The following is a 23755-nucleotide window of genomic DNA, read 5'->3' on the forward strand; positions in this document are numbered from 1 at the left end:
CTCGAGAACGGTCCCCCCTGAGCCTCTCCCCCTCCCGCCCGCCGACCCCGAGCCGCCGCGTCCGCGCCCTCGCCGTCGGAGCCGCGCTCGCCCTCGCCGCCGCGCTGCTCCCGGCGCAGGCCGCCGCCGCCGCCACTCCCGCCACCCTCTCGGTGCTGAGCCTCGGCGACTCCATCACCCAGGCCTACGGGACCTGCGGCTCCTTCGCGGACTGCCCCCGCAACAACTGGTCCACCGGCACCAGCTCCTCGGTGAACTCCTTCGCCTCGCGCCTGCGGACCGCGCTCCCCGGCACCACCGTCACGACCGCGAACTTCGCCACCACCGGCGACGTCGTCGCGCAGGTCCCCTCGCGGATCGACGCCGCGGTCGCCGCCGGCGTGCGGCCGGACGTCGTCACCCTGCTCATCGGCGGCAACGACCTCTGCTCGCCCGACAACAGCGTCGCCTCCGACGGCTACACGATGACCCCGGCGAGCACGTTCCGCACCGGAGCCTCCGCCGCGATCACGAAGATCCGCACCACGTGGCCCTCCGCCCGCATCGTCCTCTCGTCGATGCCGAACGTGGCCTCCGAGTGGTCGGTCGTCAAGACCGGAGTCGGCGCGCTCGTCTGGGCGGGCGGCGACCTCTGCCGGACCACGCGCGGCGTCAGCTCCACCGGCCGCAGGCTCAGCAGCACCGCCGCGGCCGCCTCCGCCGCTGCCGCGAAGACGCGGACGACGCAGTACAACACCGCGCTGCAGACGGCGTGCAGCGCCGCCGGTCAGCTCTGCGACTGGGACGGAGGAGCGCTCACCGCGACCCCCGTCACCAAGGGCCTGATCGGGACCACCGACTACTTCCACCCGAGCGTCGCGGGTCAGGCGAAGATCGCCTCGATCCAGTGGGCGGCGTCGAACTTCTCGAAGTAGCGGCCTCCGGAGCGGCCGCTCACGCGTCGAGCGGCCGCTCCCCCTCGCGGCGGCGACGCTGCTCCTCCGCGAGCCGCGCGTAGTGCGCCTCCTCGCGCTCGAGGTCGGCGAGCTGCTCCTCGGTGCTCTTCGGAGCGGGCCGCACCACCACCGTCGGCGGCGCCTGCGTCCGGCGGCGGGGCACTCGGCCGCCCGGCACGAAGGATCCGCCGTCGCCGCGCTTCCAGTCGTGCCCGAGCAGGAACCACAGCGAGACGCCGATGAGCGGGAGGAAGAAGATCAGCAGGATCCACACGATCTTGGGCAGGTTCTTGATGACGTTGTCCGGCTGCCGTACGACGTCGACCAGCGCGAGCACGGTCAGGACGATGATCACCAGCGAGAAGACGAACCCCATGCAGTCGAGGGTACGACGCCGAGGGCGCCCCGTCGCCGCTGTGCCGGCCGGCGTCCGGTCCGTGTGCGGTCCAGGAGCGGCTCCGACGGATCCGCCCCGTGCCTCCGCGCTGTTCGGCGCCGATCCCGGGCACACGCCTGCTCCCCACGAACGCGTGCCACCATCGGACGATGACCGAGACGCCGCCCGCCCCCGCCTCGACGCCGGCGAGGAAGCGCCTGACCGCCGCGCGTCTCGCCCTGCTCGCCGGCCTCGCCCTCGCCGTCGCCGGACTCGCGGCCCTCGCGCTCGTACCGCTGCATTACGCGAACATCGACCGTCAGGGCTTCGACGACGTCTGCAGCGTCAGCCTGGGCGGCGTCCCACCCGAGGCAGGCGACCTGGTCCGCGGCTTCTGGTCGTGGTGGCCGCTGGGCGCGGCCTGCGAATGGACGCTGCTCGACGGCACGACGGTGGTCGACCTCCCCGACTGGTCGACGACCGCCGTCGCGATCGTGGGGGCCGTGCTGCTCGTCGTCGGCGCGGCACTCGCGATCGCGTCGCCGCTCCTCCGCCGGCGCGCTCCGGTCCCGTCCGTCTAGCGGTCGAAGAGGTTCCCGAGGTCGCCGAGCCCCGGCAGCTGGAAGTCGGAGCCGAACTCCGACACCTGCTCCCCCAGCCCGGACACGTGCTCACCCGCACCGGAGACGAACTCTCCCGCGCCGCCCGTGATGTCACCGAAGTCGCCCAGATCGCCGAACCCGCCGGCGAGGTTCTCGAAGTCCACGCCGAGGCCGGACGCCTGCGCGAGCAGCGGACCGGCGACGCTGCTGATCACGGCGCCGCCCGCGACCGCCGCGAGCAGTCCGCCCGCCGCGCCGAGCCCGATGCCCGCCGCCGCTCCGACGCCAGCACCCGCGAGGGCGCCGCGGGTCCCCGGCTTCGAGAACATCTTCTTGAGGAACCCCGGGTCGTTCGCCTCGCCGCGCGTCGCCGCGCGCGCCAGGTCGTCCGGGGCTGAGGACCGCGGCTGCTCGTTCGCGGGCAGCTCGTCGCGGAGCCGCGCCTCGACCTGGGCGCGCTGCGCCGGCGACAGCTTCGCGAACGCTTCGCGGTGCACCTGCTCGAGCTGCTCCGGGTCGGCGGTGCGGAGGAGGTAGTCGTAGCGCGCGATCGCCGCGCGGTCCTCCTGCGTGACCACCGGCTGCTGCCCGGGCCGGGCGTCCTGCGGGCGCGCGGAGGGTCGCTCCGGCGAGCCGTACTGCTGAGGCGGCTGGGCCTGCCCGCTCCGCGAGTCGCCCGTCACCTTGTCGGCGGCGGAGCGCACGAGCTCGCGCCAATCGGTCGTCCCGCTCGAGGACGAGCCCGAGCCACTCTTCGAATCGAGCGCCTTCGACGCCATGCCGAGAACGCGCTTGAACATGCTCACAGAGAACCTTCCGTCGAGTACCAGCCTCGATCATGGCGGCGCCGCCTGAGCGAAGGCCCGCGAGACGCCCTCAGAAGGCCGTGAGCGGTCGGGCGAAGGCCGTCCGGAGTCTTTCCCGGAGGGCGTCGTCGCAGACGTACACGTACGTGCCGAGCATCCCGCGGGTCAGCAGCACCGCGTAGATGTTGACGATGTACTGCAGGAGCTCGTCGTCCGTGTAGTCGCGGCCCATCCGTCCCGGGTTGTTCTCCTTGCCCTTCTTATCGTGGTAATCCGAGCGGGAGACCCTCAGCCGGCCCTTCTCGCTGTCCCACCTCAGGTCCGGGCCGATGACCACGCCCGCGTAGTTCAGGTCGTACCCCTGCACGGTGTGGATCGAGCCCATCTCATCGGCGGAGCCGGGCGACGCGATCCAGTCGACCTGCGTGCTGTTCCAGCGGAGCCGCTCTCCCTGGATCTCGATGTCGGCGGCTGACGGATCCTTCCGCGACGTCCAGCGCCACGCGTAGCCGGCGACCAGCCGCGCCAGACCGGTCTCCTCCTCCCGCTGCCGCAGGTCGCGCCGCAGGGCTCCGAAGTCGTCATAGAAGCGGAGGTCGTACTCCCCGAGGTCCGGTCGCCGGGGGAGGTCTGCTGCCGTCGGATCGAGGACGGCGCGCACCCAGCCGACGTAGTCCGTTCCGGCGCGCACTCGCATCTGCGAGGTCAGACGGTGCAGGCGGCCGTCCTCCTGAGCGGATCGAATCAACGCGTCGATCGCGGGCCGCGGAAGGTCTGCCGGTCGGACCGACTGCGCCGCGTCGAGAAGGAGGATCTGGTGATCGCTCTTCGCGCGGATCCAGTCGAGCTGAGTCCGGGCGTGATCGTCGGAGCCGAACAGCGCAGTGGTGATGTCCGTGAACTTCTTGTTGAGGGAGCCCGACGGCTGGTTGGCCCGCTGGTTGAGGCGGTGCGACTCGTCGACGACGAGGAGGTCCCAGCGTCCCGGGTCCTCGCCGACCTGGAAGGGAGTGAGCACCATCTTCTCGTCGAGCCCTGTGGTCTTGGCGAAGACCTTCTTGATCGAGGAGCGCAGAGACTGCTGCGGCACGACGATCCCGATGCGCAGCCCGCGCAGCAGTTCGCGGGTGTCGGCGAAGAAGAAGTCCGAGAAGACGGAGTCGCCCTCGACGAGGTCGTCCAGCCGGTCCTCGCCGGGAGCCTCCTCGGCTCTGTCGATCCTCTCCGCGAACAGCCGGACGTCCGCGAGGAGCTTGAGGAGGTAGACGGCGACGATCGTCTTGCCCGTCCCCGGCTCCCCCTGAACGATCGACGTGGACTGTGTCTGCTTCCCGAGGTCCTCGACGAGCGCGTCGACGATTCCGACGACCGCCGCCGCCTGCTCGGAGGTGAGCGTCTTGAAGGGCGACAGTTTGAAGAGGTCGCTGTTCTCGATCTCGGCGATGCTCCGCGTGAACAGGCCTTCCAGGCGCAGCTGCTCGAAGATCTCGGCGAAACGGTCCTGGTACGCCGCCCGGTCGTAGTAGTCGGAGTCGACGATCCCCTCGTTGCGATTGAGGACAGCGAATCGACCTTCCGCGAAGAGCAGCTTGATCAGGAAGGACTCGAGATCGAGGCAGACCGACTTGTTGAACCTCGGATCGACGATCACGCGCGCCGTCTGGAGGTCGACCTTGTCGACCGAGCCCAGGTGCTGCCGCAGCCGGCTCGCCGCGCTTCTCGTCTCTCCGACGTAGACCCGCGGGAGCCGCCTCGCGCGGCGCTTGCCCTCGTCCAGGACGTAGACGACCGGCCAGTTCGAGCGGCGGTCGTCCGTCATCGCCCAGACCTTGACGGACGGCCCGTCGAAGACGATCCGCTCGATGTCAGAGGGCGTCATACCGGGCGCTGCTTCCCCGAGCCTTGTCCACCGGGTACTTCTCGCGCGTCCGCACGAGCTTCGACCGCACCAGGTCCTCGGGGTCGGCGCCGATCCTGTCCACGAGCAGCAGGCAATAGGTGAGGACGTCCGCCAGCTCGGAACGGACGGCATCCCGGTCGGCGTCGGGGCCCCACTGGAAGCATTCGAGCAGTTCCCCCGCCTCGATGGCGATGCTCTTCGCCAGGTTCTCCTCCGAGTGGAACTGCGCCCACTCCCGCTCGGCGACGAACGCGGCGAGCTCGTCGCGCAACTCACGTGAAGTCATGGAGCGACGCTAGCGCAGGCCCTGCTTCCCGACACGGGCGGCCAGAAGGACCGGCGGCCCGGGGCACCGAAGCTGCCGCACGCAGGACCAGCCACTATCAGGACCGTTCGCCCGGCGTGCGTCGACCGCGGAGTGCGCCAGCGCTTACGGCGGGGCGCTCGACCACGTGAAGAGGCTCTTCGATCAAGTCTTCCTCGCGCGTGTTCTCGTTCATGCGGACGAGACCATCACCGTCGAGTTGAACGAGCCGTTCGCCACGATCGCCTCGACCGCGGTTCAGCTCGCAGCACACGAAGAAGGCACCACTCGAAAGAGTGGTGCTCGGACCCTCACCAGCTTCCTGGAGGCCGAGATCGGCGCCGTTCCGGCGTTTTCTCCGGCAAGGGTTTTAGTAACGACACGGTGGTGCACCTATCTGCAACTGATCAAAAAAGATGGGAGCGCGCGCTGGTGACCGCCAGGACTGGAATGAACAGGGGTGAGGAGCCAGAACCGGCCGCTCCCCCGGTCGGCGTGCAGGCTCTCCGTCAGCGCCAGGTGCGGCTGTGCGAGGAGCAGAAGGCCAAGCTGGCCGCTGAGTATGAAGCCGGTGGGAACATCCGCCAGCTCGCCTCGTTGTGGGGCGTGAGCCGTGAAGCAGTGCGCTCAGCACTCAAGCAGCAGCACATTCCGGTGCGTCAGGTTGTACTGACGGAGAAGCAGCTGCAGGATGTGGCGTCGCTGAAGACGCGGGGCTGGTCGCTGAACCAGCTGGGTGCGCTCTACGGCGTCGACCCGAAGACGATGAAGGCGAGGCTCCAGGCTCGAGCGTGAGAATCTGAGTACAGTAAGCGGCACCACAGGGTTCAGGCAGGGCTCAACAGAACTACGTCTCGTCGATCTGCTGCGCGACCGAAGGAGCTGCACTCGCGTGAGGGCATCTCCGCCGCTTCTAGATTACGCAGTCCGCATCGAAGACCGAGACGCCTGTCGGCGCTGCTTTACCGAGGAACGGTCTACCAGCGCCGCGCTCCCGGCCCTGACTCGGACGCCGAGCCTAAGCTTCGAGAACGTGGTTGAACGCAACCAGCACAAGTCGATCGGGGACGGTATGGCAGCCGAGGTCAAGAACGCGGGCTCGGTGTTTCTCGTGCACGGGCGGACGAGGTACGCGATGAAGGGTGCGTGATGGTAGATGAAGATGCGGTCGTCGAACAATTCCTCGAGCTGGCTCGGGGCACCGGTAGCGAGCTGATCAGCTTCCTGCCAGCGTTCGAGAAGGCCGTCACAGTTCCGGGAACGTCGACTCTCGTGCGGACGCACTTCCTCGCGCACGATGTCAACGGGACGCCAGCTGTGGAGCACCTCGCAAGGGCGATGGCGTCCGCGACCATGGACTTCTGCGTACCGCGTTCAAAGATCGAACGAGCGCTCGCAGACTACGAGGCAACTCGAGCGACCACAGCAATAGTGAGCTTGGAGCAACAGGCACGAGACTTGTTCGTGAAATCGGAGAGCTCGGGAGAAGGCGGCGAGCTCCTCCTGTTCCTGCTCATGGAACGTGTGCTGCAGCGACCGCAGTTGATCTCGAAGATGGCGCTGAAGACGAACACCGAGGTGCACGTACACGGCTCGGACGGCATCCACGCGAGCTTGGCGGATGACGGGGTTCTCGACATCTACTGGGGCGAATCGAAGCTCTACAAGTCGAGCTCGGACGCTTTCCGAGACTGCTTCGAGAGCATCGCCCCGTACCTGCGGCCCGACGGAGACGAGCGCCGGAGGCAGGACCTGCTACTGGTACGCGATCACCTCAACGTCCCTCAGGCCGAGCTGGCGGCTCACCTGCTCGAGTACTTCGACGAGACGAACCCCAAGACGTTGAAAGTGCGTTGGAACGGGGTCTGCCTGGTCGGCTTCGACCACGACAAGTATCCGAACATCGCAGCCCTCGACGAGGCCCAGCAGAAGGCGGTGTCGAAGGCAGTCGGCCGGTGGCACAAGACGGTCGGGACCCGTGTCGAGGAGTTCGAGATCGTCGGCGTGAACGTCGATCTCTTTTGCATCCCGATGCCCGACGTCGCCGATCTGCGTTCTCGGGTCCTAAAGCAGATGGGGGCCAAGTGACCACCAGCACGGCGCTAGAGGAAATCGTGTTCGCCTCGCACAAGTTCAGAGACGTGCTCGAGGCCGCTCGAAAGCTGACGGTCCGTTCGGAGTTCGCGGCGGTGCAATGGAACGAAGAGACCCCTTCGATTGACTGGGGGTTCGCCCTCCTCTACGCCAGCGCGATCACGTCGGCTCAGTCAGAGCGTGCGCAGTCCGCGGTCCTCCGAATCGCCACGGCGTGCATGCTGTCCTCGGACGCGGAGGACGCTCACAAGGCCGCTGCTGCCGCGCTCCTCGAACGCAGTGGCAACCACATGGCCGTGGAACTGGCGGAGTCTCGGGACCGGCTGCCGGCCGACGCCTGGCGACGTCTGCCGGGTGCGCTCCGGATGGAGGTCGTCCGAAGCCGTATTGACTACTCCGTCCGCCTCTCCGACGGCCGTGTGCTGCCAGTCAATCCGTTTCAGGGGAAGTTCTGGGAAGCAGTAGAGGCGAATGACTGGCTGAGCGTGTCGGCTCCGACCTCCGCTGGGAAGTCCCGGATCATCAGAGAGCACTTCTTGGAGGTCGCGCGCCAGGCGGGTCCTCTGGCGCTCGTCTATCTCGTGCCGACGCGCGCCCTGATCGAGGAAGTCTCGCGTGATCTCCGGCGTGAGGTGCCCTCGGACGTTGACGTCTTCACGATGCCGTGGGACCCCGATCTCGCGGAGTCGTCTCGGACGGTCTTGGTCGTCACGCAGGAGAGGCTTCACCTGGTGCTGGAGCTCCTGCCGTCGCTCAACGTGGACCTCCTCTTCGTCGATGAAGCGCAATCGCTCGCCGGCGACGCACGGGGCATTCTTCTCCAGCACGCGATCGAGCGCACCATTCGGCGCAGCCCTGATGCGCAAGTGCTCTTCGCTAGCCCCTTGAGCTCCAACCCGGAACTTCTGGTCGAAGACGCGCCCGCCGACCGGCGTTCCGACTCGTTCGTCTCCGAGACGGTCACCGTCGACCAGAACCTCCTATGGGTCGAGCACATCAACCGGAAGCCTCAGCGCAGAGCCGTATCCCTGGTGTCGGATGGAAACAGCTACAAAGTCGGCGAACTCACGCTCGCGCAACGCGCGACAACCGTGCCCATGCGCATCGCGCTGGTGGCGCATGCGATGGCCGGGAACACCCCCGGGAACGTCATCTACGTCAACGGCCCGAGCGAAGCCGAGAAGGTCGCAAAGGCGGTCTATGAGCAGCTCCCGACCTTGGCGGAGGCTGACACGGAGATCGACGATCTGCGGGATCTGATCAAGACCGCGGTGCACAGCAAGTACTTGCTCGCCGACGTGCTCGCCCGGCGCGTGGCCTTCCATTACGGGAACATGCCGCTGGTGGTGCGAATAGAGATCGAGCGCCTCTTCGGAGAAGGCAAGATCCACTACCTGATCTGCACATCGACGCTGCTCGAGGGCGTCAATCTCCCGTGTCGGACGATCTTCATGCGCAACCCTCAAAAAGGGCCCGGAAATCCGCTCCGCGAAGGCGACTTCTGGAACCTGGCGGGACGCGCGGGGCGCTGGGGCAAGGAATTCGCAGGCAACGTGGTGTGCATCGACACTGACGTTGAAAGCCTGTGGCCCAACCTGCCGCGAGTGCGAAAGCGGTCACAGATCACCCGAGCCGTCAGCACGGGGCTCGACGACGCGTCGGGGCTGCTCGCTTTCGTGCGCTCCGCCGATGAAGTGCACGACGACAGTGCCGCTGAAAGCCTCTTCGCGTACCTGTGCTCGCGGCACCTTGCCGGCCAGTCCATCCAGCCCCTTCTCAATCGTATTCCTCTGGAGTCGGAACGAAGCGAGGTCGAGTCCGCGGTCGTGCGGGCCGCGACCGATCTGACGATCCCCGTCGAGATTGTGACTCGGCACACTGGAATCGCGCCCATCTCGATGGAGCGACTCCTCGAGAGCTTTCGGCGATCCGGGATGACGCCGACGGAGCTCGAATTGCCACTCCCCGAGGAGCCCGATGCTCGTGCCCGATTCCAAGAGGCGCTCGTACGGATCGGTGCGACGATGACGAGCGTCTTCGGCGCGCCCCGCTCCGGGGAGGATCGCCGCAAGTGGCAGCTCGGCAACCTCGTCGTCAACTGGATGAAGGGCATGCCCCTCGCTCGGCTGATCGATCAGAGGCTCTCGTTCAATGCATCCCTCACCTCCGCGAGGGCGATCCGAGACGTCATGCGAGACATCGAATCGATCGCAAGGTTCCATGCGCCGAAGTACCTCGCCTGCTACGCCGATCTGCTCGAGGTGTACTCGGCGGAGCTCGGGTTGGAGACTACCGCTCGACCTGATTACGCGATGATGCTCGAGCTCGGCGTCTCCCGCACGAGCGAGGTCGTGCTCATGTCGCTGGGCCTGTCCCGAACAGCGACCGTTGCCCTGTCCGACTTTATCGGAGTCGGCGAGTGGTCCCGAGTGGAGGCCCTGGAATGGCTCGCTGCTCAGAACCTCGATGGGCTCGGCGTGCCGGTGCTCCTCCAGCGCGAGATCCGCGACTTGATCGAGGTGGCGACTCGGCGCTCCGAGACAGCACCAGAGACTGACTAGTCGTTCGGGTCGAGAGGCATCCAGTCGAGATCGCTCACCTGGCGGCGGCGGGCGGCTTCGGACGCGGTCGCGAGAGCTAGATTTGTGTAGCGCGCGTGAAACACCAGCCACCGGCCAGCCTGGTTCCGGTCGGCGAGCCGTGATCCGACGGCTGCCATCCCGCTCGCCGTTGGGGTTACGGCCACTTCGCCCCAGCCGCCCTCGCTCTCCGCGAATCGATAGGTGAGCTGTCCGCAGGTCGGACTTATGTAAATGACTTGGGCGTCGTGAAGGTTGTCGATCCGATCTCCAGACAGCTCGCTCCGGACCTCGTCGCGCGAAGCGAAGCGCGCCTCGCGGTACGCCTGTCGCCGGTCGTCCACTTCTGTCCGCAGCGCTTCTTTGGCGTCGGACTTCGCCGAGTGCTGGCGAATCGCGGTGAGGTAACTGGAATCTACCTCCTCCCCATCGACGCGGCGGATCCAGATACCGATTACATTGGCCCCTACGAACGCGCCACTCGCATCGCGAGTTCGGCCGATGAAGAACTCCTTGACGCCCGGGCCAGTCTTTTGGGCGTGCTCCGGGTGACGCTCGAGGAGTTCGATGAGCATCCGCTGATGGACAGGGTCCGAGACGGCGTCGCCGACCGAGTAGCCGGAGTCCCGCGAGATCCCACGGAACGCTGCCTCGGCCGCCGAGCGACTAGGACCGCGACAATCACGACCTTCGGATTGTAAACAGCTTCATACAAAAATGGCCGCACAGCTGTTCTTCATTATGCACGAACTGGTGCAGAATGAGAAGAGTTTCAAAGAAACGGCCAACACTTGACGTGTGATCTTTTTGCGAAGAAGGGGCCGATCTGACGCCCTCAGATCGGCCCCTCCGGCACTAATCGATGAACCGTCCGTACGTGAGCACCTCGTCGATGGAACCGTCCGCACTGTAAACGGGAGTCTTGCCGTTCAGCGGCCTGGTGTATTCCGGCTTCACCAGGTCTTCGAACAGGACCTTCTCGAGGATCACGACCAGCCACTCTCCGCCGCAGCAGACCCGCTCCTCCACCCGCTTTCTCCTCTCGTCAATCACCGTTGATGGTGATACGGTGACGATATCAGGCGACCGAACGGAGGACAACAGTTGCCCCTCACGGCAAAGAATCAGGCGCCGAGCGACCAGCCCGCGGCCGCGACGAGCTCTGCTAACACCATCGGCCGCCGACCAGACGTGTCCGCGCAGAGGTCGGCTCACGCGCCCCTACGGCAACACGACATCGCCCCACCGCTCCGCCAACTCGAGCTTGCAGCTATAGAACTAGCTCAAGCGCAACGCAATCTTGATCGTGCGGTTGTGGTCGTCCGGGATGCTGGTGCTTCCTGGCGCCAGATCGGCGAGCTGTTGGGTATTACACCACAGGCCGCGCATCAACGGTGGTCGACGTCAGGAAGACGCAATCACAGAGCCGCGCAAGCAAATTATCGGAAGAAAGGAAGCGTAAGTTGAGTACACTTGGAGAGTATGAGGTTCAGCGCGAGCGGGAGCGCCGTTTTCTTGTCGCCGAACAGTCGATTGTGCGCGGCGCCAGCTGGACCTTAATCGTGCAGGGCTATTTCTTTGCGAAGGACGGTTACGCACTTCGCGTCCGTACGCGACAGGCGCCGACGGACCGAAGCGGTGCGTTCCGCTACATCGATGCCCGAATGACGGCGAAAGGCCCGCGGATCGGCGATGAGCGCGACGAATACGAAGCTGACATGGATCCTGCACTGGCGGCCGAATTTATCAGAAGATGTGACAACGTCATTGTTAAGCGTCGGTACGAACTCGTCCTTGACGCCAACACATGGGAAATCGACGAGTTTCTCGAAGAGAACCTCGGCTTATGGATTGCCGAATTGGAAGGTCAGGACATTCGAGACGTCTCAGTACCCCAGTGGGCACTTAAAGAAATTACAAACATCGACAAGTTCAACAACGATGAACTCGCGTACTTGCCAGTTTCGAAATGGGAAACGGATGACTGGAAAGCAAGTTCACCGTGGGATTGGAAGTAACAAACACGCGAACGCCGACCTTACAACAGGCTAGAAGCTGAAGTAATCCGCACTCTATCGAACTGAACCGAACTCTGGCACGGTGAGCCCCTGTAGCCACTTTGCGCGCAGCAAGCATTCTTCGTCAGAAAGGCCGCAAATGTAGTCGGCAACGGCGCGATAGTACTCGCTCCGCATCTCTCCGTTGCCCCACCCCTCGGCGGTAATGAACGACGCCAAAGGTTCCGGCAACGACTGGATATCAGATATTGTCTTGCATTCTTCCACCCAAGTTGCCAGCTCGGTGAACAAGGAATTTACGACCTTCGACTGAGCCCGTTCGACTACACTCATTCGAGATGTTGCGATAACGTACCTTTTTGTTATCGTTTTTAGCACTTGCATCCGGTGCCAACCGTCGCCGGTTGCGTAAACACTAGGTCCTTCATTCCAGACCTTTGACGTCGACTTCCAAGCTGGCTGACGGGTGACAGTAATAGATGCAAACACTGCCTCTACCATCGATGACGTGAAAGCAGAAACTCTTGAAGTTTGATCAACATCACCATCGTACTGATAGCCCATTTTGCTAATTCTTATCATTCGCAGGACCTCTGATAATGCGGCATTATAGGAACCCACGCTAAAAAGCCCTTGATAATCCTCACTCAAGGTATGAGCAATTTTAATAAACGCGTTGAGATCTAACTCTTCAGATCTTGCCGGCAACCCGCCCTCGAGCTTTTCAATCGCGACTCCGAGGTCCGCGTCGACTCGATAGAAGTCGATACGCCCTTCCCGGTAAAGATCTTCTAGATCATGCGTCGCGTACGATATGTCGTCCGCGAGGTCCATAATTGAGGCTTCAAGCGTCTGTCGATATTGCCCGTTTGCACCTTTTTTCAATAGAGCCGTAGCTCCGTCGAATGCACGGCGATCCTCATCCTCGCTTCCGAAAAACCCAAATTTTGGCGGCCTCGGTATCGACCCCTGACCGTAACCATCTTTAGGAGTTCGTTGATCTTCAGGACATTCTCTCGGATATTTGAGAACTGCAGCAAGAGTTACATATGTGAGATCAAGCCCCACGTTTGTATCTTTGAGCAACAATTTCCGCAACTCAAGCTTAGTAAGTATTCGGAAAGTCTGAGGATTGCCCTCAAACCCGTCGATGACACCTCTCCGCCGCAGAGATTCATTTAATGCAACCTCGCCGCCGTGTCCGAATGGCGGATGTCCGAGGTCGTGCGCAAGTCCGGCCGTCTCGCAAGCGGCCAGATCGAGCCCACCATGTTCGAGAATTGTTGCATAAGCCTCTGACGAGGGATTGGCCAAGGCTGATCGTGCAATACCTTCTGCAATCTCTCGAGAGACTAGGGACACTTTTTGACTATGAGATTCTCGCGTATGCAAACGTGACGAGTTTAGCGTTGGTGAGGTTACTTGAGTTACACCGGAAAGCCGCCGAACGTACGATGAGTACGCAACGCGACCACGGTCTTTTTCAGTTTCCGTTCGAGCATCGTGTTGAAGAGATTTTACCTCTTCCGAAACCCGCGAGTAGCGAGACTTGTAAGATTCCTTCTTATAAAGAGAACCGTCAGGAAGAACTAAAAGCTTTTCCGGCTTGGTCTGCTTGGACATAAACCCCCCCCCACCCAGAAGTTTTCTACTTCTCGCTTGACCGGAAAATATCGCCTTCGATAACAATCTTTCCCGAACGAATTGCTACCATGATTGCGGCATTAACTTGGTCGGGAAGTATTTTGTATTCTGCTGAAATTCGTTTGAGCAACTCGCCTGATGCGATTCCCGAGACGGCTACTCTCTCTACCTGTTCGGCAAGATATGCAATGCGTTCGGTGCGATCGCGACGATCAAGGTGCGACAGAGGAATGCTGAAGTCAAACGCTGGCTGTTCGAGCACTTGTGCCATTATTTCCTCTTTTACTAAGTCGGGTGAAGATCGATGTGGGTTTTCCATATATATATATATGATGGCAGATCAATAACCATCTAGATATGGTGTTTATAACATCAGTATGGGCCGTGGCCGTTCGGGGTCGGCCAGCGATGTCGTTCAGATTAGTAGACTTCTCCGTTCGAAGGTACGTACGAGTCGCGTGTCGGATCGCTTGCTTGCGTCTCGGGTCGAGCTGAGGATTCCCTACCTAATATGGCCCTCGTTAGGGGGGCGTGAAGGGGCCTTCGTCGGCGGCGAGAGGTCGTGCGTGAATGGTAGGGCGCAGTCTTGGACGGCCCGGAGCTTGATCTGGACGACACTTCGAAGATCCTGTGATGTTCAGTCTGGATGCACGATTGGTCGAGCTGGTGCGTCCGATGGCACCCCGTCCGGTGCAACATTCTCCCGGCGCACGAACCTGCCGTGCCACCCGCACGCCGGCGTTCGCTGCTGCTCTACGCCCGCTGGGCCGTAGTCCGAGACTACTTCGCACTGGCCGCCGTCTGCGGGCTCGGACCAGCCCACGACGGAACCCATCTGATCTTCGACCGGCGCTGCTCGTGCACGATCCTGACGGACTCCGCAGGCGGTGCCTCGTGCAGCTGCCAGACGTCGTACAGACGTCGTCGGCGGAGATCAACGAGGCGTCGGATCAGGCCGACGCCGTAGCCACTAACGCGGATCGACGAATCTTCCTCCCATGCACGTCCGTCGAGCGTCGATCGGACGAACGTGGAGGAGAAGTATGCCGCGCTTGTTGAGGTGGTCGCTGAGCAGGTTCGAGCTAATTGCTGCGCCGTAATGGACGTGCGCTATCTGGGTCGAGCCGTGCTCGGCGATCGCGATGGCGAACATATTGATAGCGAGATGATCCGCCTCGCGGTCCTCGACCTTCCGGAAGTAGAAGTCGGTGATCTTGTAAGGCTTTAGACCCTCACCCAGACATCAGGAGTACAGGTCGGTGATGTCTCAGGACCAGACCTGCCCGGCGCCGGTCGTCTTGAGGACGAGCTTGTTTCGGCGGTGCCGGCGACCTCTCCGGGTCGGGATCCTCGGTCGCAACATGATGGGCGGAACGTTGCGCGAACCTTCCGGAGGCTTTGCGTCAGAAGGTCAATCTCTTAGGCATCTTGGCCGACAGAAGAGCACGCGTATATCCGCGAGCACTCCGTGGACTACGTCGTTGTGCACAAGGTCGACCGCCTCGCGCGCAACCGGGAGGACGACGTCGAGATCATGAAGCAGTTGACCGCCGCGAACGTCGCCTTAATCTCGGCCACGGAGAGCATCGACCAATCGCCGTCAGGTGCGCTCCTTCACGGCATCATGTCCTCGATCGCCGAGTTCTACTCGCGCAACCTCGCGCACGAGGTCACCAAGGGCATGACGCAGAAGGTACAGAAGGGCGGGACCCCAGGCCGGGCTCCGCTCGGGTACCTGAACGTCCGCGAGTTCGACAGCGACGGACGCGAGAGCCGAACCGTTCGCCCAGACGCCGACCGAGCTCCGCTCATCACCTGGGCCTTCCACCGTTACACCGAGCCGAGCGTCAGCCTGTCGCAGCTCGCCCTCGAACTCGCTCAGCGGGGACTCACCACTCGACGACCTCCGCCGGTACCGTCACGAGCGCTCACCGACACGGACCTCCACAAGATCCTGATCAACTCGTACTACCTCGGCCTGGTCTCGTTCTCGGGCGCGACCTACGCCGGCAAGCACGAGCCCCTGATCGATCAAGAGACGTGGGACAAGGTGCAGGACGCGCTGCAGTCGCGTCGCTCCGGCGAGCGCCGACGTCGCCACGACCACTACCTCAAGAGCACCGTGTACTGCGGGAACTGCCACAACCGGCTGATCGTGCAGATGACGCGGTCGAAGTCGGGCGAGATCTACCCTTACTTCTACTGCTCAGCACGTCAGGCGAAGCGGAACGACTGTACGCAGAAGGCCGTCCTCATCCACGTCGTGGAGGAGAAGATCGTCGAGGAGTACAAGAAGAGTCTCCGGCTCGACCGCATGCCCCGAGACGACCTCGAGCGACTGTTCCACGACGAGCTCGTGGCCACCCGAGGCGACGCCGAGCGCCAACAAGCACAGATCAAGACGGACTTAGAGCGTCTCGAACGCGAGCAGCTGCGGCTCCTTCAGGCTCACTACGCAGACGCGATCTCGCTCGACCTGTTCAAGAAGGAGCAGGACCGCATCCGCGCTGAGCGGACGATCGCCGAGCGGGACGAAGCGAGGCTCACCCAGGACGTGGCCGATGTCGAGCACGCGATCCGGCTCGCCCTCAATGTGACCGCGGAGTGTGCCAGCGCATACGGCGGGGCACCGGACCATGTGAAGAGGCTCTTCAATCAAGTCTTCCTCGAGCGTGTTCTCGTTCATGCGGACGAGACCATCACCGTCGAGTTGAACGAGCCGTTCGCGACGATCGCCTCGACCGCCATTCAGCTCGCAGCACACGAAAAAAGCACCACTCGAAAGAGTGGTGCTCGGAGCCTCAGCAGCTTCCTGGAAGCCGAGATCGGCGCCGTCTCGGCGTTTTTCTCTGGCAAGGGTCTTGGTGACGACACTGTGGTGCCCCTGGAGGGACTCGAACCCCCAACCTGCTCCTTAGGACGGAGTCGCTCTTCCATTGAGCTACAGAGGCTGGCCGAGCCAGTGTACCCGCCGTGCCCCGCCCCCCGCGAAGCGACGACAAGGCCGCACCACAACGCCAGCGAAGCACGCCACGGCCCTCGTCGCGGCGACTGCGCGGCACACCCCTCTTGACACGAAGGCCTCCCGCCTCCATGGTTAGTTACAACACCAACTAACCACCCAACCCAGCACCGAAGGAGCCCGCGTGGACGACTCCCGCCCGCTCTTCCTGCAGATCGCCGAGCAGATCGAGAACGACATCATCGACGGCGCGCTGCCGGAGGAGTCGCAGGTCCCGTCGACCAACGAGTTCGCCGCGTTCCACCGCATCAACCCGGCCACCGCCGGCAAGGGCGTGAACCTGCTCGTCGACGACGGGGTGCTCTACAAGAAGAGGGGGATCGGCATGTTCGTCGCCGAGGGGGCGCGCGACCGGCTGGTCGAGAAGCGCCGCACGCAGTTCCGCGACCAGTTCGTCGCTCCGCTGCTCGCCGAGGCCGCCAAGCTCGGCCTCAGCACCGAGCAGCTCGCCGACATGATCACAGAAGGGGGATCGCGATGAGCGCGGTCATCGAGGTCCACGACCTCACCAAGAACTACGGACGCATGCGCGCCGTCGACGGCATCGGCTTCGCGCTGGAGGAGAACCGCATCCACGGCCTCCTCGGCCGCAACGGCGCGGGCAAGACGACACTGATGTCGCTGCTCACCGGCCAGGAGTTCGCCAGCTCGGGCGAGATCCGCGTCTTCGGGCAGTCGCCTGTGGAGAACGCCGCCGTCCTCTCCCGCACCTGCTTCATCAAGGAGAGCCAGAAGTACCCCGACGACTTCAAGGTGAAGCACGTCCTGCGCAGCGCTCCCTGGTTCTTCGACGGCTGGGACGAGGCGTTCGCCCGCGAGCTCGTCGAGGACTTCCGCCTCCCGGTCGACCGCAAGATCAAGAAGCTCTCCCGCGGACAGCTCTCGGCGATCGGAGTGATCGTCGGTCTCGCCTCCCGCGCCCCGCTCACGTTCTTCGACGAGCCGTACCTGGGGCTGGACGCCGTCGCCCGGCAGCTGTTCTACGACCGCCTCCTCCAGGACTTCGCCGAGCACCCGCGCACGGTCGTCCTCTCCACCCACCTCATCGACGAGGTCAGCAGCCTGCTCGAGCACGTCCTCGTCATCGACCAGGGCCGCCTCGTCGTGGACAGCGACGCGGAGGAGCTGCGGGGTGCCGCGGCGACGGTCATCGGACCCCGGCAGGCCGTCGAGTCGTTCACCGCCGGCCGCGAGGTCATCGCCCGCTCCGCTCTCGGCAGCCGCGCCTCGGCCACGCTCCCCCGGCTCGACGACGCCGGCCGCGCCTCCGCCGCCCGCCACGGGCTCGAACTCGAGTCCGTCCCCCTCCAGCAGCTCGTCGTCCAGCTCACCACCGGGAAGGCCTCGGAATGACCGCCCTCACCGGCGCCCCCGCGCGCCACGACACCGCCGCCGGCCGCCTCGGCAGCATCGTCCGCCTGCACTTCGCGAACCCCGCCACCATCCTCTATACGCCGCTGATCATCACGGCCGTCATCCTGGCGGGCAACCTGGTCGTCTGGTGGCTGATCCTCCGCGGGCTCGACTCCGGCGAGCGCCTCGAGGCGCAGGAGGGGATGACCTACTCCGGCGCGTCCTTCTTCCTCTTCGTCTACATGATGGTCGTGGCCGTCCAGTCGGTGAACGTCACCTTCGGCCTCGCCCTCGGCTACGGCGCCACCCGCCGCGACTTCTCCCTCGGCACGGCCCTCACCTTCGTCGCCCTCTCGGTCTTCTACACCGGCGTCTTCGTGGTCCTCGGGATCGTGGAGCGGGCGACCGACGGCTGGGGCTTCGGCGGCAGCTTCTTCCGCTCGATCTACTTCGGCGGGGACTCCGTGGGCGAGCAGGCTGTCGCGGTGCTCTGCGCCCTGCTCTTCTTCTTCTTCATCGGAGCGGCGACGGCGGCGGTCTACGTGCGCTGGCGCCAGCGCGGGATGCTGCTCTTCTTCGGGATCCTCGGCGCCCTCCTGCTGGCCGTGATCACCCTCCTCACGCTCACCGAGAACTGGCCCGCCGTCGGCTCCTTCTTCGGCAGCGTCGGATACGCGGGCGGCTACGCCCTCTCGCTCATCCCGACCGCGATCGCCGGAGTCGCGGGCTGGGCGATCCTCCGCCGCGCCACCCCGCGCAGCAGCTGACACCACCGCCACCGATCCGAGAGGACCGACCATGACCGCCCCCGCCCGCCGCTCCGCCTCCCCGCGGAGGATCCTCTCCGTCCTGAGGCTCCACCTCGCCCACCCCGGGACGGTCCTCGGCTGGCCGCTGCTCGTCCTGCTCGCCGTCCTCGCCGGCAACCTCGTGATCTGGTGGCTCGTCCTCCGCGGGATCGGGGCCGAGCGGGGCGGCGGCGACTCGGGCATCCTGCTCGTGGGGCCGGGGATGCTGATCGTCGTCTTCCTCTTCATCGGCTCCATCCAGGCCACGACCGCCACCTTCGGGCTGGCGCTGAGCTACGGAGCGACCCGGCGCGACCACGTCCTCGGCAGCGCCCTCGCCTTCGCGGCACTGTCCGTGCTCTGGTCCGCGATCGTCGTGGCCCTCGGGGTGCTCGAGGAGGCGACCGGGGGCTGGTGGCTGGGTGGCGCGCTCTTCCTCGCCTCCCCCCTCGACGGTCCGTGGCACGAGCGCTTCGTCGTCCTGCTCTGCTCGCTCCTCGCCGCCTTCGCCCTCGGCGGAGCAGCGGGCGCGGTCTTCCTCCGCTGGCGGGAGCGCGGAGTGACGGCCTTCCTCCTCGCCCTCGGAGCGGTGGCACTCGCGGTGGTCGTCGTCGTCGCTCTCGCCGGGGGCCGGCCGGTCGTGGTGGACGTCCTCGAGAGCGCGGGCACCGCCGGAGCCGCCGCTCTGCTCCTCGTCCCCGCCGCGCTCCTGACGGCGGTCGGCTCGCTGGTCCTCCGCCGGGCGACGCCGCGCGGCTGACCCCCTCCGGAACCGGGCCTGCAAGGCCCTTCCGCCCCGGGCGTCCGGATGCCAGCGTGGGCACATGGCCGACTCCCCCGCTCCGTCCCTCCTGCCCGTCCCCGAGCACAGCTGGATCGCGCGACCCGCCGACGCCGAGCTGACCCAGGACACTCTCGACACGGTCGACGCCTGGTGGCGCGCCGCGAACTACCTCGCGGTCGGACAGATCTACCTGCTCGCGAACCCGCTCCTGAAGACCCCGTTGAGCCGGGAGGACATCAAGCCCCGCCTGCTCGGCCACTGGGGCACGACCCCCGGCCTCAACCTGATCTACGCGCACCTGAACCGCGCGATCCGCGAGCGCCGCCAGCCGACCCTCTACATCACCGGTCCCGGCCACGGCGGACCGGGCATGGTCGCCAACGCCTACCTCGACGGCACCTACAGCGAGATCTACTCCCACATCGACGAGTCGGAGGAGGGGCTGCGCCGCCTCTTCCGCCAGTTCAGCTTCCCCGGGGGCATCCCCAGCCACGCCGCCCCCGAGACTCCGGGCAGCATCCACGAGGGCGGAGAGCTCGGGTACGCGCTGAGCCACGCGTACGGAGCGGCCTTCGACAACCCGGACCTCCTGGTCGCGGCGGTCGTCGGCGACGGCGAGGCCGAGACCGGCCCGCTCGCCACCAGCTGGCACTCCAACAAGTTCGTGAACCCGCTCACCGACGGCGTTGTCCTGCCGATCCTGCACCTCAACGGCTGGAAGATCGCGAACCCGACCGTCCTCGCCCGCATCCCGCAGGAGGAGCTCGACAGCCTCCTCCGCGGGTACGGCCACGAGCCGTTCCTCGTCGAGGGCGGCTTCGACGGCGAGGACCCGATGCGCGTGCACGAGCGGTTCGCCGACGTCCTGGACACGGTGCTCGACCGCATCGCGGCGATCAAGGAGCGCGCCGCCGCCGGCGACCTCTCACGCCCGGCCTGGCCGATGATCGTGCTGAAGACCCCGAAGGGCTGGACCTGTCCGACCGAGATCGACGGCGTCCAGGTGGAGGGCACCTACCGCTCGCACCAGGTTCCGCTGCCCAACGCCCGCGACACCGAGGCGCACACCCGGCTCCTCGAGGACTGGCTCCGCTCCTACCGGCCCGAGGAGCTCTTCACCGAGGAGGGCGGCGTGGTCGACCGCGTCCGCTCGCTGGCCCCCGAGGGCGAGCTGCGGATGAGCGCGACCCCGCACGCGAACGGCGGGCTGCTGCGGCAGACTCTCGACCTGCCCGACTTCCGCCGCTACGAGGTCGTCGTGGAGCAGCCGGGTGGCACCGTCGCGGAGGCGACCAAGGTGCTCGGCGAATGGCTCGCCGACGTCATCCGCGCCAACCCGACCAACTTCCGCCTCTTCGGGCCGGACGAGGTCGCGAGCAACCGGTTGCAGTCCGTCTACGCCGCCACCGACAAGCAGTGGGACGCCGAGCTCAGCCCCCTCGACGACCACCTGGCTCGCGCCGGGCGGGTCATGGAGGTGCTCTCGGAGCACCAGTGCCAGGGGTGGCTGGAGGGCTACCTGCTCACCGGCCGCCACGGGCTCTTCACCTGCTACGAGGCGTTCATCCACATCATCGACTCGATGTTCAACCAGCACGCGAAGTGGCTGGACGGCACCCGCGACATCGAGTGGCGCCGCCCGATCGCGAGCCTCAACTACCTGCTCTCGAGCCACGTCTGGCGCCAGGACCACAACGGCTTCAGCCACCAGGACCCGGGCTTCATCGACCACGTCGTCAACAAGAAGCCCGAGGTCGTGCGCGTCTACCTGCCCTTCGACGCGAACACGCTCCTCTCGACCTACGACCACTGCCTCCGGAGCGTGGACTACGTCAACGTGGTCGTCGCCGGCAAGCAGCCCTCGCCCCAGTGGCTCACGATGGCGGAGGCGGTCGCGCACTGCACGCGGGGCCTCGGCATCCTGGAGTGGGCGAGCAGCGAGCGGCAGGGCGAGTCCCCGGACGTCGTGCTCGCCTGCGCGGGCGACGTGCCGACCCTCGAGACCCTCGCGGCGGTGAGCATCCTCCGCGAGACGCTGCCGGACCTTGCGATCCGCACGGTCAACGTGGTCGATCTGATGCGTCTGATGTCGGAGTCGGAGCACCCGCACGGCCTCTCCGACCGCGAGTTCGATGCGGTCTTCACCCCCGACCGCCCGATCGTGTTCGCGTACCACGGCTATCCGTGGCTGATCCACCGCCTGACCTACAAGCGGACCGGCCACGGCAACCTGCACGTGCGCGGGTACAAGGAGAACGGCACCACCACCACTCCCTTCGACATGGTGATGCTCAACGACCTCGACCGTTACTCGCTGGTGATCGACGTCATCGACCGGACCCCCGGCCTCGGCGCCCGCGCCGCCGGTCTCCGCCAGGAGATGCAGGACGCCCGCATCCGCGCCCGCGCCTACACCCGCGAGCACGGCGAGGACATCCCCGAGGTCGCGAACTGGACCTGGGCCGGCGAGCGCTCCGGCAACGCCAGCCAGAGCACCGGCAACGACAACGAATAGCGCCGGGTCGCGCACCACGCCCTCCACTGACGGGTCGCGGTCGTGTCGCTGGCAAGGCGGAGGAGGAAGCGATACCGGCGGTATCGCGCCCGACGACAACGCCGCCAGCGGCGCGACCGCGGCCCGTCAGGCGGCGGGAGCCAGGTAGTCGTCCCAGTCGGGCTGCGTCCGCTCCGCGCCGCGCACGAGCCAGGAGCCGGCGCGCGGCATCCGGGGGACGGTGCGCAGACGCCATCCCATCTCGTGCGGGGTGCGGTCGCTCTTGACGTTGTTGCAGCGCTGGCAGCAGGCGACGAGGTTCTCCCACGTGTCCCGGCCCCCGCGCGACTTGGGCTGGATGTGGTCGATCGTCGCCGCGTGCTGACCGCAGTAGCCGCAGCGGTGGTTGTCCCGGCGGAGCACGCCCCGGCGCGATACCGGCACACTCCGGCCGCTCGGGATGCGCACGTACCGGGTCAGCACGATCACCGAGGGCCGCACGTGGTCGCCGTGCGCGCTGTGCACCGGATTGCCCTCGTCCGCGGCGATCACGGTCGCCTTCTCCGTCATCAGCAGGACCAGGGCCCGCTTGAACGACACCACCGCGAGCGGCTCGTAGCCGGCGTTGAGAACCAGAGTGCGCATCAGTGACCTCCGTGCTGTCGCACGCCGTCACGCGAAAGCGCCGCGACCACGAGCAAGGGCGCCGTCGTGATGACGGCGCCCTGCGAGGCCGCGGCGGAGTGCCGCGCGATGACGTGGAGTCGTATCCGCGTGTCGGAGGAGTGCACCGCCGCGGTGAGGACCCGCGCGCGTATCGAATCGGCCGGCCGCACGCGCGAGCGCAGCCCCACGCTGTGGCGCCCGCTCCGCTCGGCCATCCCGGCACTCCGTCCCTCGACGAATCGATCCGCTCGCCACGCGAGCGGACTGGGGTTCAGGTTAACCCTTCACGCCCGGAACACCAGGGGTCGGTCCGGATTCGTCACGCGGCGTTCACACGGCGGGACGACGAGAGCCCGCCCCCTCCAGGAGGGGACGGGCTCTCGAGCGGATCGACCGGGTCAGCCGTTGATGCGCACGATCCGGTAGTCGGAGGTCCACAGCGGCTGCACGCGGACGCTCGCGCCCTCGTACGGCGCGTGCAGGATGTTGCCGTTGCCCGCGTAGAAGCCGTCGTGGCCGTCCATGATGACGAGGTCGCCGGGCTGCGCGTCGGCGAGCGAGACGGGGGTGCCCATGGCGCCCTGGCCCGCAGCCGAGTGCGGCATCGAGATGCCGTACTGGGCGAAGACGTACATCACGAAGCCGGAGCAGTCGAAGCCGCTCGGGTCGGCTCCACCGAAGACGTAGGGCACGCCCTGGTACTGCATCGCCGTATCGAACACCGCCGGGAGGCTGTAGCTGGTGGTCGGGGCGGCGGCCGCGATCTCGCTGGCCGAGGCGCCGGAGTAGGAGTTGAACTCCTCGGCGGTCTCGGCGCGCGCCTCCGCGACGTCGCTCGTGTCGACGACGGGCTCGGCCACCACGACGGGCTCGGGCTCCGGTGCGGGCGGCGGGGGCGCCGCCTCGGCCGAGAAGCCGTCGCGGGCGATCGCGGCCTGCACCACTCCGCCGTCGACGGCGACGGTCTGCGCGGAGCCCTGGCGGAGGAGGTCGGCTCGCGACGCCGCGAACAGGCCGTCGTCCTGGCTGCCCGGAGTGAAGGCGTAGGCAGGGAGCGCCATGGTCGCGACCAGCGCGCCGGCGAAGCCGACCATCGCGACCTTGCCGACGACACGGCCCCGGCGCTTGCGCGGGGTCCCGGCCGGCGACGGCACGAAGTCGGTGATGTCCGCGCGGCGGGCAGGAGCTACGGGAACGGCGCGACGGGAGACGGGTGCGTCCCCGTGGATCCGGGCGCGGATGACCGGGGGCCGGTTCTCGAAGGTCGCGTCGCCGGAGCGGTCGGGGTGGTTGGAGCGGAACCGGTCGGGTGAGCCGGCGTCCTCGTTCGGGGTGAGGGGGTTCTGGGGCAAGGGGGAGATCCTCCGACGTCCCCTCAGCCCAGGCAGCT

At 66.0% G+C, this 23755-nt stretch carries 24 protein-coding genes, 1 tRNA gene and 1 pseudogene; 14 read left to right on the forward strand and 12 right to left on the reverse strand.

From position 1 onward, the window contains the following. On the forward strand, nucleotides 1-914 hold a 914-nt coding region (locus C5C35_RS10185), incomplete at its 5' end, for a GDSL-type esterase/lipase family protein (protein WP_104263040.1). A 19-nt stretch (nucleotides 915-933) separates the two neighbouring features. On the opposite strand, the gene C5C35_RS10190 is transcribed toward C5C35_RS10185, so the two are convergent. Then, a complete protein-coding gene (locus tag C5C35_RS10190; RefSeq protein WP_104263041.1) occupies nucleotides 934-1311 on the reverse strand; it encodes a PLD nuclease N-terminal domain-containing protein in 378 nt (125 codons plus the stop codon). Nucleotides 1312-1481: 170 nt separating this feature from the next. Between C5C35_RS10190 and C5C35_RS10195 the strand changes: the two genes are divergently transcribed. After that, nucleotides 1482-1892, forward strand: coding sequence for a hypothetical protein (locus C5C35_RS10195; protein ID WP_104263042.1), 411 nt, complete (start codon nucleotides 1482-1484; stop codon nucleotides 1890-1892). Here C5C35_RS10195 and C5C35_RS10200 read toward each other — a convergent pair. The 3 genes from C5C35_RS10200 to C5C35_RS10210 form a co-directional block, all read right to left on the reverse strand. After that, the gene (locus C5C35_RS10200; RefSeq protein WP_258069029.1) at nucleotides 1889-2713 is read right to left on the reverse strand and encodes a hypothetical protein; all 825 of its coding nucleotides are present in this window, start codon (nucleotides 2711-2713) and stop codon (nucleotides 1889-1891) included. The two genes, C5C35_RS10195 and C5C35_RS10200, sit on opposite strands and share 4 nt — an antisense overlap. Nucleotides 2714-2789: 76 nt before the next feature. Further along, the gene (locus C5C35_RS10205) at nucleotides 2790-4598 is read right to left on the reverse strand and encodes a DUF2075 domain-containing protein (protein ID WP_104263044.1); all 1809 of its coding nucleotides are present in this window, start codon (nucleotides 4596-4598) and stop codon (nucleotides 2790-2792) included. Continuing rightward, a complete protein-coding gene (locus C5C35_RS10210) occupies nucleotides 4585-4905 on the reverse strand; it encodes a nucleotide pyrophosphohydrolase (RefSeq protein WP_104263045.1) in 321 nt (106 codons plus the stop codon). Before C5C35_RS10210 ends, C5C35_RS10205 begins: the two co-directional genes overlap by 14 nt. Nucleotides 4906-5071: 166 nt before the next feature. On the opposite strand from C5C35_RS10210, the gene C5C35_RS10215 reads away from it, so the two are divergent. The 4 genes from C5C35_RS10215 to C5C35_RS10235 all read left to right on the forward strand — a co-directional run bounded on the left by C5C35_RS10215 (nucleotide 5072) and on the right by C5C35_RS10235 (nucleotide 9578). Continuing rightward, nucleotides 5072-5359 carry a hypothetical protein gene (locus tag C5C35_RS10215; protein WP_104263046.1) on the forward strand — a complete coding sequence of 96 codons (288 nt, stop codon included), beginning with the start codon at nucleotides 5072-5074 and terminating at the stop codon, nucleotides 5357-5359. Nucleotides 5360-5373: 14 nt separating this feature from the next. Continuing rightward, nucleotides 5374-5718 carry a hypothetical protein gene (locus C5C35_RS10220; RefSeq protein ID WP_146084582.1) on the forward strand — a complete coding sequence of 115 codons (345 nt, stop codon included), beginning with the start codon at nucleotides 5374-5376 and terminating at the stop codon, nucleotides 5716-5718. A gap of 354 nt (nucleotides 5719-6072) precedes the next feature. Next, nucleotides 6073-7011 (forward strand): DUF1837 domain-containing protein, encoded by a 939-nt coding sequence (locus C5C35_RS10230; RefSeq protein WP_146084583.1) that lies wholly within the window; start codon nucleotides 6073-6075, stop codon nucleotides 7009-7011. Beyond that, complete coding sequence (locus tag C5C35_RS10235) at nucleotides 7008-9578, forward strand: DEAD/DEAH box helicase (RefSeq protein ID WP_104263050.1); 2571 nt, start codon at nucleotides 7008-7010, stop codon at nucleotides 9576-9578. The genes C5C35_RS10230 and C5C35_RS10235 overlap by 4 nt, the downstream gene beginning before the upstream one ends. On the opposite strand, the gene C5C35_RS10240 is transcribed toward C5C35_RS10235, so the two are convergent. Beyond that, on the reverse strand, nucleotides 9575-10231 hold the full coding sequence (locus C5C35_RS10240) for a DCL family protein (RefSeq protein ID WP_258069037.1): 657 nt from the start codon (nucleotides 10229-10231) through the stop codon (nucleotides 9575-9577). The two genes, C5C35_RS10235 and C5C35_RS10240, sit on opposite strands and share 4 nt — an antisense overlap. 220 nt (nucleotides 10232-10451) lie before the next feature. Then, a complete protein-coding gene (locus C5C35_RS16705; RefSeq protein ID WP_146084584.1) occupies nucleotides 10452-10649 on the reverse strand; it encodes a hypothetical protein in 198 nt (65 codons plus the stop codon). Nucleotides 10650-10990: 341 nt separating this feature from the next. Here C5C35_RS16705 and C5C35_RS16710 point away from each other — a divergent pair, with 341 nt between their 5' ends. Then, nucleotides 10991-11614, forward strand: coding sequence for a hypothetical protein (locus C5C35_RS16710; RefSeq protein ID WP_146084585.1), 624 nt, complete (start codon nucleotides 10991-10993; stop codon nucleotides 11612-11614). Between the two features lie 54 nt (nucleotides 11615-11668). Here the strand turns inward: C5C35_RS16710 and dgt are convergent, their stop codons facing one another. After that, nucleotides 11669-13237: a dGTP triphosphohydrolase gene (gene dgt, locus C5C35_RS10245; RefSeq protein ID WP_104263075.1), complete on the reverse strand. Its 1569-nt coding sequence runs from the start codon at nucleotides 13235-13237 to the stop codon at nucleotides 11669-11671. A 25-nt stretch (nucleotides 13238-13262) separates the two neighbouring features. Then, entirely contained in the window at nucleotides 13263-13529 is a 267-nt protein-coding gene (locus tag C5C35_RS16715; RefSeq protein ID WP_146084586.1) for a hypothetical protein, read from the reverse strand. Between the two features lie 759 nt (nucleotides 13530-14288). Here C5C35_RS16715 and C5C35_RS16720 point away from each other — a divergent pair. Together C5C35_RS16720 and C5C35_RS17415 are read left to right on the forward strand one after the other, a co-directional pair. Next, nucleotides 14289-14486, forward strand: a complete 198-nt coding sequence (locus C5C35_RS16720; protein WP_146084587.1) for a hypothetical protein — start codon at nucleotides 14289-14291, stop codon at nucleotides 14484-14486. Nucleotides 14487-14711: 225 nt separating this feature from the next. Next, nucleotides 14712-15536: pseudogene (locus C5C35_RS17415) on the forward strand (recombinase family protein); the annotation flags it as partial. 129 nt (nucleotides 15537-15665) lie between these two features. Here the strand turns inward: C5C35_RS17415 and C5C35_RS10265 are convergent. Both C5C35_RS10265 and C5C35_RS10270 read right to left on the reverse strand, forming a co-directional pair. Next, nucleotides 15666-15944 carry a hypothetical protein gene (locus C5C35_RS10265; protein WP_104263053.1) on the reverse strand — a complete coding sequence of 93 codons (279 nt, stop codon included), beginning with the start codon at nucleotides 15942-15944 and terminating at the stop codon, nucleotides 15666-15668. 190 nt (nucleotides 15945-16134) lie between these two features. Further along, nucleotides 16135-16209, reverse strand: a tRNA-Arg gene (locus C5C35_RS10270). Between the two features lie 195 nt (nucleotides 16210-16404). On the opposite strand from C5C35_RS10270, the gene C5C35_RS10275 reads away from it, so the two are divergent. The 5 genes from C5C35_RS10275 to C5C35_RS10295 all read left to right on the forward strand — a co-directional run bounded on the left by C5C35_RS10275 (nucleotide 16405) and on the right by C5C35_RS10295 (nucleotide 21720). Continuing rightward, nucleotides 16405-16761 carry a GntR family transcriptional regulator gene (locus C5C35_RS10275; RefSeq protein ID WP_104224613.1) on the forward strand — a complete coding sequence of 119 codons (357 nt, stop codon included), beginning with the start codon at nucleotides 16405-16407 and terminating at the stop codon, nucleotides 16759-16761. Continuing rightward, the gene (locus C5C35_RS10280; protein ID WP_104261710.1) at nucleotides 16758-17633 is read left to right on the forward strand and encodes an ABC transporter ATP-binding protein; all 876 of its coding nucleotides are present in this window, start codon (nucleotides 16758-16760) and stop codon (nucleotides 17631-17633) included. Before C5C35_RS10275 ends, C5C35_RS10280 begins: the two co-directional genes overlap by 4 nt. After that, nucleotides 17630-18400 carry an ABC transporter permease gene (locus tag C5C35_RS10285; RefSeq protein WP_104233881.1) on the forward strand — a complete coding sequence of 257 codons (771 nt, stop codon included), beginning with the start codon at nucleotides 17630-17632 and terminating at the stop codon, nucleotides 18398-18400. The genes C5C35_RS10280 and C5C35_RS10285 overlap by 4 nt, the downstream gene beginning before the upstream one ends. 31 nt (nucleotides 18401-18431) lie before the next feature. Then, nucleotides 18432-19181 (forward strand): hypothetical protein, encoded by a 750-nt coding sequence (locus C5C35_RS10290; protein ID WP_104263054.1) that lies wholly within the window; start codon nucleotides 18432-18434, stop codon nucleotides 19179-19181. A gap of 64 nt (nucleotides 19182-19245) precedes the next feature. Then, nucleotides 19246-21720 (forward strand): phosphoketolase, encoded by a 2475-nt coding sequence (locus tag C5C35_RS10295; protein WP_104255433.1) that lies wholly within the window; start codon nucleotides 19246-19248, stop codon nucleotides 21718-21720. 126 nt (nucleotides 21721-21846) lie between these two features. On the opposite strand, the gene C5C35_RS10300 is transcribed toward C5C35_RS10295, so the two are convergent. Beyond that, on the reverse strand, nucleotides 21847-22344 hold the full coding sequence (locus tag C5C35_RS10300; RefSeq protein WP_104224608.1) for an HNH endonuclease: 498 nt from the start codon (nucleotides 22342-22344) through the stop codon (nucleotides 21847-21849). A gap of 419 nt (nucleotides 22345-22763) precedes the next feature. Then, nucleotides 22764-23717: a C40 family peptidase gene (locus tag C5C35_RS16985; protein ID WP_258069031.1), complete on the reverse strand. Its 954-nt coding sequence runs from the start codon at nucleotides 23715-23717 to the stop codon at nucleotides 22764-22766. Nucleotides 23718-23755: the final 38 nt, after the last annotated feature.

The organism is Rathayibacter sp. AY1F8 (assembly GCF_002932165.1).
Taxonomy (GTDB): domain Bacteria; phylum Actinomycetota; class Actinomycetes; order Actinomycetales; family Microbacteriaceae; genus Rathayibacter.